A 10026-nucleotide genomic window follows, 5' to 3' on the forward strand; every position below is an offset into this window, starting at 1 on the left:
CCCACCATGACACCCGCATCCGGCGGGAGCGGTGCCGTCGACGACGGCACGGCCACGCTCACCGCCCTCGACCCCGACGGCTTCCGCGCGCTGATGGCCTCCCATCCCAGCGGGGTGGCCGTGGTGACCACCCAGGACGGGCTCGGCAACCCGTACGGCTTCGCGTGCACCGCGTGGTGCGGCGTCTCCCTCGCCCCGCCGCTGCTCCTGGTCTGCGCCTCCGGCACCGGCAGCACGCTCCCGGTGCTGGAGGCGCACGGCTGGTTCGCCGTGAACCTGCTGCACGGGCCGGGCCGGCGCGCGGCGGAGGCGTTCGCCACCAGGGACGCGGGCCGCTTCACGAAGATCCCCTGGCACCTGTCCCCGGGGCTGCGGCTCCCCGTCCTCGCGCAGGACGCGCACACCTGGGCGGAGTGCCGGGTGACACGTCTCACGCGGGCGGGTGACCACACGATCGTGCTGGGCGAGGTCGTCCGCACGGGGACCGCGCCGGAGCCCCGCCCGGCGCCGCTGCTGTACGGCATGCGCGAGTACGCCACATGGCCCGTGACATGACCGCGGGGGGGCTGCCACGGGGGCAGCCCCCGCGGGGACAGGGGAACGGGACGCGTCAGGCGTGCGCTTCGGCCGCCACCGGCTTGGGGATCAGGAAGGAGGTGGCGATGGCCACGGCCAGGATGGCCACACCGGCGATCATGCCGGAGGTGTAGCCGGTGGACGACGCCGTGTCCGAGGGGGCGGCCGCGGTCTTGACCGCGTAGAGCAGGGCGAAGCTGAGACCGGCGCCGAGGTTGAAGGCGCCCGCGTTGAGCCCGGGCAGGAAGCCCGGGTTCTCGCTGGGCGACAGCACGATGCCGAGCCCGTTGAGGACGATGTTCGCCACGCCCGCGTAGGTGATGCCCACGAGCACCGAGGTCACCAGCAGCAGCACGCGGGAGTGCGCGGGCATGGTGAGGATCATCAGGACGACCGAGGCGACCGACCCGACGAGCCCGATGCGCAGGATCCGCCCGTAGCCGAAGGTGGCGGCGAGCCGTCCCGCGACCGGGCCCATGGCCAGTCCGGCCAGCGCGTACGGCGTGAGGGTCCACCAGGCGGACTGCTCGGCGCTCATGCCGAGCCCCGCCCGGGCGTCCTGCGCGAAGGCCGGGATCAGGCCGTTCATGACGGCGAACACACCCGTCATGGTGAGCACGGTGGTCAGCAGGGTCGCCCAGGTCGAGCGCTGGCGCAGGTGCCGGGTGGCGACCAGCGGGTGGGTGCTGCGGTCCTCGTTCCGCCAGAACAGCGCGAAGGCGACGGCGGAGAGGACGACGAGGACACCGATGAGCGTCCAGTCGGCGGCTCCGAGCTTGCCCGCCTCGTTGAGCGCGATGAGCAGCGAGCCGACGGAGACGACCAGCAGGCCGACGCCCGGCCAGTCCATCCGGTCGGCGGCCGGGACCTTGGACTCGGGGGTCAGGGTGGCGACGAGCACGGTGGCGACGACCGCCACGACCGCCATCGCCCAGAAGACGGACCCGAAGCCGTGGTTGTCGGCGAGGTAGCCGCCCGCGAGGGAGTCGACACCGGCGATACCGCCGTTGACGGCGGTGATCACGCCGAGGAGGGTGCCGTACTTCTTCGGCTCGGTCACCTCCTGCCGCAGCATGATCAGGCACAGCGGGACGACCGGGCCGGAGGCGCCCTGGATCACGCGGCCGGCGAAGAGCATGGGCACGCTGGTCGCCAGCGCGGCCACGACGCACCCGACGGCCATCAGCGCCAACATCCCGGCCAGCACCTTGCGGCGGCCGAGGACGTCACCGAGGCGCGGCAGGAACAGCGAGAAGAGCGCGGCCGAGGTGAAGAACGCGGTCTGGGTGAGGCCGATCTCGGCGGAGCTGGCGCCGAGGCTGTCCTCGATGCTCTTCAGCGCGGGGCTGAGCATGCTCGCGTTGAGCTGGAAGGCGACGCAGGCCGTGAGGAGAGCGGTGACGAGCACGCCCACCCGGACGGGGCGGTCACCCTGGATGCGGTCGGAAAGGGAAACGTTCATGCCTCGTGGATCTCTGGGAACGCAGCGGACGGCTGCTGCCGGAGAGGCCAAAGGTACCGGCTCCGGGCAAAGCGGCTATATCTCCTGGGGAGCGCTCATGACGACCGCCTCCCGGACACAGAAAAACCCCAGCGAACGCTGGGGTTCTTGCCGGTGTCCGAGGAGGGACGTGAACGCTCACCTCGGGCACCCGCATCACAAGCTTCTGACCTGCGGAAACGCCAGCCTCACAGGGCCTAGCTGCGCCACTATCCTACCTGGCTGTTCGTGTGTGTCCCGGAACGCGCCCGGCGCCTGGGGGGTCAGGCGTGGGTCACGTCATCACCTGCGGCGGCCGGCGACCGCCCGCGTTCCCTGAGCCGGACGGCCGCGCACGCCGGGTCGACGACGTGGGCGACGCCGCCGTTACCGATCATGATGTTGTGCGGGTTCGTGTCCGTGTGGAGCGATGCGGTTCCCCTGAGGAGCTCGGCTTCGCCGGGCAGCAGGTACGACGTGAACTGGTCGGCGAGGGGCGGGGCGGGGAAGCCGGAGGCGCTGGACATCCGCATACACCGCACTGCGATGCGGTCGCCTGCCTTCAGTGTCCGTCGATGGCCCATGCCCCAGGCCGACACCACGGCCGCGGGGGTCTTCGCCGGTCTCCCAAGCCGCCCAGGAATCAAGGGGCTTGCCCGAGCTCCCCGCCGGCTCAGCGGCGGCTCGACGCACGACCAACGGCAGGGCCGCGCCCAGCGGTACGGTGGAGAGCCGACCGAAGCGGGAAAGCCAGTCTCGATGAACTCGTCGGCGCGCACGCAAGGCCGATGGCCGCGGCCTCCCTCATCAACGCGGTGACTCCTTGGCTTCGAGCCGAAGCCACCAGCTCAGTCAAAAAGGACATGTGGGCAGCAGCCTCGGACCTGGTCTAGCCGGCCGGCCGCCAGAGCGATGGGAACTGTCAAGGACGTTGCCCGTTCGCCATGCGTCTCGACGCGGGCTCGGACCTTGTCGGCGAGGCTGAACGGTTGCCGCCTCGTCTTCGGGGTGGTACGCCCGGTCGACGCGGACAGCGGCCAGGACGGAGCGGCGTGCGAGAGTGAACGCGGCGAACAGCACGTCGTCCGTGAGGGCCTCGGAACAGTCGGAAAGCGCGGCCGCCTCCGGAGCGGGCCGGATCGGCCTGCCGCCCCTGGTCCGAGCAGGAAGTCCGCTGGCCGTGGGTCACGCCACTGTCCAGAAAAGCAAAAACCCCAGGTGAACTGGGGTCTTACCTGGTGTCCGAGGGGGGACTTGAACTCTCCACTCGGGCACCAGCTCATTGGTTAGCTGACCTGGGTAAACGTGCCCGACACGCCGCAGTCTTGACCAGCACCGTTGGTCATGCGTTCCCCCTGTTTCGGGCTGTTTCGGACCGCTGTTGGTCATGCGTTGGCCACGTGACCAGCCTGCCCACGCCATACCCAAGGCCGCCTCTGGCAGGGGGGCGAGCACCACAGATTTATGCGACAACGCAAATATTGGCGTGATCGCATGGACGGCAACGGCACGCCCTCCGTACGGTCGTGGAGCCGCCCCACGAGGAGGCGGGAGACAGGGGGTTTCACCATGGCTCGTGAGGAACTGACCCGACTCACCGGAAACGGCAACGAGGGACCGTGCGGCAAGGACGACTGCCCGAACGTCTACCGCACCGCGTCCGGCTCCATCGTCGTCCAGGGCGACGTGTCCAAGGCATTCCAGCCCCCAGAGGGGGAAGGGCTTGTCGAGATCCCCGAGGACGTTCTGAGGGAGGCTGTCCGTGCTCTTGGCTGGTGAAGAGTGGGCCGCACGCTTCGAGGGCTTCCAGCGGGAAGCATGGCGTCTTGAGACCCTGCCGCAGTACCTCATGCCGCAGGAAGCCGAGGAGCTTCAGGCGTTCCGCGACGGCGCGCGTATCGACCCCGCAACGGTCCACAACGAGTACACAGACCGGCTCCGCAAACAGGTCACGGAGGGGCGCTTTCAAGGACGCGTCCACATCGTCACTCGACCTCTGTCCGAGTACCTGCGGTTCGAGTTCTCCCAGTACTACCGGCCGCACCTCTTGGCCGGGGAGCAGATCCGCATTCTCGACGTGACCGACAGAACCAACCCTCTTGAAGGGGTTCAAGACTTCTGGATGTTCGACCAGTCGGAAGTCGTGCTCATGAACTATGAGCCTGACGGGAAGCAGATCAACCGCGAGGTATTCGAGGGCGACGTGGCCCCGTTCATCGAATACCAGCGAATCGCGGTAGCTGAGTCCGTGCCCTTCGAGGAGTTCGTGAAGGGTCTTGAGCTTTGAGCCTGAACGGCTAGGTCAGTCCAGGTCGGACCTAGCGGAAGCACTGCGAAGCCTGCGGAAGCGAGCCGGGAAGACTCAGACCTGGCTCGCTCGCCGCTGCAACATGTCACAAACCAAGGTCAGCAACATGGAGAGCGGGAAACTCACTCCCGCCTTTGTCGACGTAGAGCTGATCCTTGAAGCGCTTGGGACCGATGATCCGGCAGCCTCACAGATCCTCGAACTGGTTCGCACCGCGAATACCGAGTGGCAGGACCATTGGTCTTCCCGGCGTCGGGGCCTAGACAAGAAGCAGAACGAGCTAGCCAGGATCGAAACGGTCACAACAGAGTTCCGATTCTTCCTACTCTCGGCGATCACAGGGCTACTTGCTACGCCGGAGTATGTGCGTGCCAGCATCGCGGACACTCCCGGAGACCAGTCCAAGACCATTGCGAAGAAACTGGAACGCCAGAGCGTCCTCTACAACTCGTCAAAGTCGTTCACGTTCCTGCTGACGGAACAAGCCGTTCGCTGGCCCCTGCTGCCACCTCTTGCCATGGCAATGCAGCTCGACCGACTGGCTTCGGTATCTCGAATTCCTAGCGTTCGGCTTGGGGTCATCCCCCTGGCAGGCCACATTTCAGAGATGCCGCTGAATACTTTCACGGTATACGACCGGCGACTAGCCACCGTGGAAACTGGCACCGGTGCATTGATCCTGCGGGACCATCGCGACGTGAACGCGTACCGCGAGGACTTCGAGAGGTACGAGTCGTACGCGGTTTTCGGAGACGAGTGCCGAGAACTCCTGAACGAGTGGTCTGGGATCTTTACCCGACAACGCAAATAACGCTAGAGGTCTCTCGCCTGCGGGCCGAGGATGTACCTATGCCGACCGAACCGAAGAGCGACAGTCAGAAGGCCCCGCAGGGTTGGCGGATGGACCCCATCCCAAGCCGCCCGGCATATCAGGATGGTGATGGGAACATTCGCGTGCCCATGTGGTTGACGAAGAACGGTCGGCATATGGCAGACACGGAAATGGTCCTGCTTCCGTCTGAGGCCGCCTTGCTGGCGGACAACCTGAGCAACGCCATGCGGGACAACTCCAGATCGATGCTGCATGAGTTGTTCCGGGAGTCGGCGACAGCTCTTGGCCCTGGGGTTGTGCTCGTGTCGAAGTCGGATCAGTACCAGGTCTGAGCCTGCCCCGTCACTGACCTCACAGGAAGGCACACCCATGCCCGGAACCGACCTGTACAGCCTGCCCATCGAGGGAGCCACGTTCTTCAAGGCGTGCGGGGGCAACACGCACCCGGACGGCGAATCCTGCGCCACCCTGGCGAAGATCGGCCCCGACGCGTGGGCGCTGGGCGACGACAAGCGCCCCGACATGGCCCCGCTGCGGTTCACCACTGCCGAACTGGAGGCGGCCGGTATCGACCCGGCTCGCTTCGGCCTGTCTGCCTGACGGCCGTTCCTGATGCCCTCCGACCCCGGCTCGATCCCCCGAGAGTCGGGGCCGGTTGGGCGCTTCCCCCTTCTTCCTGCACTGAACGGGACGACAGTTGCACCACCATGGGTATCTGTGGACCGGCTCCAAGCAACGGTTCGATGACGAGGCTCTGAGACGACCTCCCCACCCTGATCCACCCCCGGCGGACGGCAAGCCGGAACTGATCCAGCGGCACAGGGAAGTGAAGGCGGAGTTCCCCGTCGTAGACCTCCCGCCGCTCGAAACGTCGTACTGGCTGATCAAGCCAAGGAAGCTGATTCGCGGTACCTGGGAGGAGCCGAAGGAAGCGGCGGAATGGCTCGGTCAACGGCTCACCGAGTACGCGCCCCGATTCGCTTCCGAGACGGACCGCGACAGCACGCGGCTGGCGCTACTGGTCAACTCCGCTGCCGAACAGCTCGGTTGGGGCGGGGACGTATCCCACGGCTTCTACCTCGAACGCCCCTCGTACCTGTCCCTGGCCCTGGTGTGCTGCTCGCCGAATCACGCCATGCCGGAACCGGACTGCCCGGTGAAGTGACCGCGACACCCAGACCCCGCCGAGACCGCCCACACCTGATGAGGGGGAGCGCGCACGATGACCCGCACGGCCCTGCGGTATGTGAAGCACCGGATCACCCAACACCCAGACACAGAGGTGACGTTCGAGGCGAAGTGCCTGATGTGCGGCTGGGAGGCCGCACCTTCGGCGGATGGTGCGGCCGTGGACGTGGATTGCATGAGCCACACCGGCCGGACCCAGCACAACCGGTTCCGGCGCCTGTGCACATCGGTCGCCCTGGTCGAGCGGGCTGAGTAGAGCCGAAGCAACACAACAGCCCCGGCCCATTTCGGGCCGGGGCTGTTGTGTTGGTTGGTTAGAGGAGTGCTCGGAAGGGATTGGCGTCGAGGGGTTCCGGGCGCTTCGGTTCGGGCGTGGGCTCCGGGGCCTGCTTGGGAGTCGAGCGGTAGGTGTCCATGCGGACGACCGTGGCTCGGTTCTGCTCACGCAGAGAGTTGGTCGGCCGCGACACAGAGCGACGGGAATCGTCACCGTTCAGGTCACGCTCCGCGCGGGCCGGCTGTGCCTTCGAGTGACCGGAACCGTCACCGCGGAGCGTCAGAACCGTTTTCGGGCAGCCGGTCTTCCCTTCCCGTTCCACGGTCACGACGATTCCGGGGAGTTCCTTGACCTCTGCGGCCGACGCACCCACGTACGGGAGGACCTGAGACGACGTGGCCCGACCGCCGTGCAGTTCGATTCGGGCCCGGACCTTGCCGGCGAGGCTGAGCGGCTGGCGCTTCACCTTCGGGGCATCGGTCCCCTTCGTGATGCGGATCGCGTCCTGGACGGAGCGGCGAACCAGGGTGAAGGCGGCCGTCAGAATCTCGTCCGTGATGTGCTCGGAGCATTCGGAGGCGGCCAGGCAGGCCGCGACCCTGAGCGTCTGCTCTGAGGTCCGCTCGATGAACACCGCCTGAGCCTCCGGCAGGGTCTCACCCAGGATGCGCGCGTACCGGCGAACGATCCGCCACAGCGGCCGGGCTTCCTCAGAGAGGGTGATCACGCGGGGGCGGGCGGTGGCCCACCCATAAGCGTCGGACAGTTCGGAGCCGTCCACCTTCGGCACGCTCACGCGGTCGTCGTCGAGCATGGGCACGGAGCCGAGCAGGAACGGAAGGATGCGGTTGTACGAGCCTCCGGCCGCCTCCGACTCGCCCACGTACTTGGACCAGTCGGAGGGGGTGACGTGGCAGTGCAGCACCATGGCCGGGTCGCGGACTTCCTGCGCCTCTTCCTTGGTGGTGTTCCGGAGCGTCGCCCCGTCCCAAGCCGCGCGGAGTTTGGTCGTGAACGACACATCCCGCTTGACCCTGCGGAGCACTTCCGACCACTCCTCCTCAACCACCAACGCCCGCACGTCGCGCCCGTGTTCAGTTTCGGCCGTGGCCTCCTGTTGCTCCCACAGGTGAACGCCAGGACGCGGAGCGGGAACGCCTCGGCCCGGCGTGGACGGATCACGACCTGGTGTTCGCCCGCGACGGCTTCAAGCTCTACCGGGGCGAAGCAGGCGGACCCCAGGACCCCGAGAAGGTCTCGGCCCGGTAGCGCACCCTGCGCACCCGCCTGAAGCTCCCCGAGGAGTTTCGCATCCACGACTGGCGGCACAGCAAGGTCACCAACGATCTGGAGGCCGGAGAGAATCCCGTCGAGGTCTCCGCCAACGTCCGGCACCACTCGCCGGGCTACACCATGGCCCGCTACGGCCACAGCAGGAAGAACGGAGCCCGGAAGCTCGCCGCCTCCGGAGCGAACAGGCTCGGCCTGTCATCCCTGGTCTGACCAGGTAACTCTCTGGGCTGTTGGTCACGTGGTTGGTCACGCCACACCCCAGAAAACAGAAAAACCCCAGATCAACTGGGGTCTCTGCTGGTGTCCGAGGGGGGACTTGAACCCCCACGCCCGATAAAGGGCACTAGCACCTCAAGCTAGCGCGTCTGCCATTCCGCCACCCGGACTAGGTGTGTGTCTCTGCGGGGTGTTCCCCGCGGCGACATGGATAACAATACCAAGGTTTCGGAGTGCCTTTCACCTGGGTATCCATACGGGCCATAAGCTTTATTTATGGGCAATACCGGGCAAACCGCGACAACAAGCGGCGTCACATGGCGCAGGCCGCGGCCGCTGTCGCCGTTGCGGGAGCATCTGCGGGACACGTTCTGGTTCGCCCCGACCGTGGGACTGCTGGGGGCCGCGGTGACGGCCGGGGTGGCGCTGGAGCTCGACTGGCTGCTGATCGAGAGCCTTCAGCGCGACGGCGACTACGACACCGTCTCCTCCCTGATCGACCTCGCCGACGACACGAAGTCGATCATCACCACCGTCGGGTCCGCGATGCTGACCTTCATCGGTGTGGTGTTCTCGATCAGCCTGGTGGCGCTCCAGATGGCCAGCGGGCAGTTCTCGCCGCGCGTGGTGCGGCTCTACGTCCGCAGCCGGATCACCAAGTGCACGTTCGCGGTCTTCCTCGCGACGTTCCAGTTCGCCCTGCTGGTGCAAGCCTCCTACCAGGGGGACACCGATCCCCGGACGATCAGCACGGTGCCGATCATCTCCAGCATCGCCTGCGTGGTGATGGTCATGGTGAGCCTGGTGCTGTTCGTCGCCTACGTGAACTCCACGATCCGGCTGATGCGCGTCAGCCACGTCATCGACCGGATCGCCTCGGAGTCCTTCCGGGTGCTGGACAAGCACGGCGCGGCGGGCGGCGAGGTCCCCGAGCTGGGACCCGCCTCGGCCGAGATCGCGCACCGCGGGCGGGCGGGGGTGCTGCGGGACGTGAACATCGCGCGCCTGGTGCGGGTGGCCCGGCGGTACGGCGTCGTGCTGCGGCTCATCCCGCGCATCGGGGACTTCGTGGTGCCGGGCACCCCGGTGCTCGCCGTGCACGGCGGTACGGGGCCGCCGCCGCGGGCGCTGCGCTACACCGTGTCGGTGGGCGTGGAGCGGACCTTCCACCAGGACCTGGGGTTCGGGCTGCGGCAGCTGTCCGACATCGCGCAGCGGGCCCTGTCCCCCGCCGTGAACGACCCGACGACGGCCGTGCAGTGCCTGGACCGCATCGTGCAGATCCTGGCCACCGTCGCCGGCCGCCCCCTGGGCGCGCTGCGCCACCCCGACCGCAAGGGCACGGTGCGGCTGGTGCAGGACCTGCCCGGCTGGACGGACCTCGTCGACCTGGGCTTCGCGGAGATCCGCGGCTGCGCGACGGGCGCGCCGCAGGTGACCCGGCGGCTGATGGCCGCTCTGGACGACCTTTCGGCTCTTGCCCCTGAGGAGCGGCGCGTGCCGTTGCTGCGGCATCGGGTGCTTTTGCGGCAGGCGGTGGAAAGGGTGGTGCCGGAGGCGGCTGACCGGGATTTCGCTCTGCTGCCGGATCGGCAGGGGATCGGGTGAGGGGGCTTCGCCGTTGCGGGGTGCGGGTCCTTGGCGCCTGCGGCGGGCTTTTCCCCTACCCGCCCCTTCCCGAACTGGGGCGCGCGCCCCAGACCCCCGGCTACCGGTCCGTTGCCGCCTGCGGCGGGAGCGGGCTGCGGCCGCGGGGGGGGGGGGGGGGGGGGGGGGGGGGGGTTTTCTCCCCCCCCCCCCCCCCCACCCGCGGAGAGGTAACCCCACAACACCCACACCCCACCGCCCCCCGACCC

The 10026-nt window shown here is 67.8% G+C and carries 11 protein-coding genes, 1 tRNA gene and 1 pseudogene; 9 read left to right on the forward strand and 4 right to left on the reverse strand.

Going from position 1 to position 10026, the window contains the following annotated elements; all coding sequences use genetic code 11:
• Positions 1–6 precede the first annotated feature (6 nt).
• Positions 7–555, forward strand: coding sequence for a flavin reductase family protein (locus ACZ4A5_RS11980; protein WP_467581705.1), 549 nt, complete (start codon positions 7–9; stop codon positions 553–555).
• A gap of 55 nt (positions 556–610) precedes the next feature.
• Here ACZ4A5_RS11980 and uriT read toward each other — a convergent pair whose 3' ends face one another.
• On the reverse strand, positions 611–2038 hold the full coding sequence (gene uriT / locus ACZ4A5_RS11985; protein WP_467581707.1) for a uridine transporter UriT: 1428 nt from the start codon (positions 2036–2038) through the stop codon (positions 611–613).
• A 302-nt stretch (positions 2039–2340) separates the two neighbouring features.
• Positions 2341–2583, reverse strand: coding sequence for a hypothetical protein (locus ACZ4A5_RS11990; protein WP_467581709.1), 243 nt, complete (start codon positions 2581–2583; stop codon positions 2341–2343).
• Between the two features lie 1042 nt (positions 2584–3625).
• Between ACZ4A5_RS11990 and ACZ4A5_RS11995 the strand changes: the two genes are divergently transcribed.
• The 7 genes from ACZ4A5_RS11995 to ACZ4A5_RS12025 all read left to right on the forward strand — a co-directional run bounded on the left by ACZ4A5_RS11995 (position 3626) and on the right by ACZ4A5_RS12025 (position 6640).
• Positions 3626–3835, forward strand: coding sequence for a hypothetical protein (locus ACZ4A5_RS11995; RefSeq protein WP_467581711.1), 210 nt, complete (start codon positions 3626–3628; stop codon positions 3833–3835).
• The gene (locus ACZ4A5_RS12000; RefSeq protein ID WP_467581713.1) at positions 3819–4343 is read left to right on the forward strand and encodes a DUF6879 family protein; all 525 of its coding nucleotides are present in this window, start codon (positions 3819–3821) and stop codon (positions 4341–4343) included. The genes ACZ4A5_RS11995 and ACZ4A5_RS12000 overlap by 17 nt, the downstream gene beginning before the upstream one ends.
• The gene (locus ACZ4A5_RS12005; protein WP_467581715.1) at positions 4333–5175 is read left to right on the forward strand and encodes a helix-turn-helix domain-containing protein; all 843 of its coding nucleotides are present in this window, start codon (positions 4333–4335) and stop codon (positions 5173–5175) included. The genes ACZ4A5_RS12000 and ACZ4A5_RS12005 overlap by 11 nt, the downstream gene beginning before the upstream one ends.
• Positions 5176–5213: 38 nt before the next feature.
• Positions 5214–5528: a hypothetical protein gene (locus tag ACZ4A5_RS12010; protein WP_467581717.1), complete on the forward strand. Its 315-nt coding sequence runs from the start codon at positions 5214–5216 to the stop codon at positions 5526–5528.
• Between the two features lie 37 nt (positions 5529–5565).
• Positions 5566–5796 carry a DUF397 domain-containing protein gene (locus ACZ4A5_RS12015; RefSeq protein ID WP_467581718.1) on the forward strand — a complete coding sequence of 77 codons (231 nt, stop codon included), beginning with the start codon at positions 5566–5568 and terminating at the stop codon, positions 5794–5796.
• A gap of 97 nt (positions 5797–5893) precedes the next feature.
• Entirely contained in the window at positions 5894–6361 is a 468-nt protein-coding gene (locus tag ACZ4A5_RS12020; protein WP_467581719.1) for a hypothetical protein, read from the forward strand.
• 57 nt (positions 6362–6418) lie between these two features.
• A complete protein-coding gene (locus tag ACZ4A5_RS12025; RefSeq protein ID WP_467581721.1) occupies positions 6419–6640 on the forward strand; it encodes a DUF7848 domain-containing protein in 222 nt (73 codons plus the stop codon).
• 58 nt (positions 6641–6698) lie between these two features.
• Here ACZ4A5_RS12025 and ACZ4A5_RS12030 read toward each other — a convergent pair.
• Positions 6699–7793 (reverse strand): annotated as a pseudogene (locus ACZ4A5_RS12030) (DUF3987 domain-containing protein); the annotation flags it as partial.
• 459 nt (positions 7794–8252) lie between these two features.
• Positions 8253–8340, reverse strand: a tRNA-Leu gene (locus ACZ4A5_RS12035).
• Between the two features lie 106 nt (positions 8341–8446).
• On the opposite strand from ACZ4A5_RS12035, the gene ACZ4A5_RS12040 reads away from it, so the two are divergent.
• Positions 8447–9778, forward strand: a complete 1332-nt coding sequence (locus tag ACZ4A5_RS12040; RefSeq protein ID WP_467581723.1) for a DUF2254 domain-containing protein — start codon at positions 8447–8449, stop codon at positions 9776–9778.
• Positions 9779–10026 lie beyond the last annotated feature (248 nt).

The organism is Streptomyces sp. NPDC025618 (assembly GCF_055558795.1).

Excerpts from the sequence above, each read along its gene's own strand:
- ACZ4A5_RS11980 (WP_467581705.1), top strand. The coding sequence starts at position 7 with ATGACACCCGCATCCGGCGGGAGCGGTGCCGTCGACGACGGCACGGCC.
- uriT (WP_467581707.1), bottom strand. The coding sequence starts at position 2,038 with ATGAACGTTTCCCTTTCCGACCGCATCCAGGGTGACCGCCCCGTCCGG.
- ACZ4A5_RS11990 (WP_467581709.1), bottom strand. The coding sequence starts at position 2,583 with ATGTCCAGCGCCTCCGGCTTCCCCGCCCCGCCCCTCGCCGACCAGTTC.
- ACZ4A5_RS11995 (WP_467581711.1), top strand. The coding sequence starts at position 3,626 with ATGGCTCGTGAGGAACTGACCCGACTCACCGGAAACGGCAACGAGGGA.
- ACZ4A5_RS12010 (WP_467581717.1), top strand. The coding sequence starts at position 5,214 with ATGCCGACCGAACCGAAGAGCGACAGTCAGAAGGCCCCGCAGGGTTGG.
- ACZ4A5_RS12015 (WP_467581718.1), top strand. The coding sequence starts at position 5,566 with ATGCCCGGAACCGACCTGTACAGCCTGCCCATCGAGGGAGCCACGTTC.
- ACZ4A5_RS12025 (WP_467581721.1), top strand. The coding sequence starts at position 6,419 with ATGACCCGCACGGCCCTGCGGTATGTGAAGCACCGGATCACCCAACAC.
- ACZ4A5_RS12040 (WP_467581723.1), top strand. The coding sequence starts at position 8,447 with ATGGGCAATACCGGGCAAACCGCGACAACAAGCGGCGTCACATGGCGC.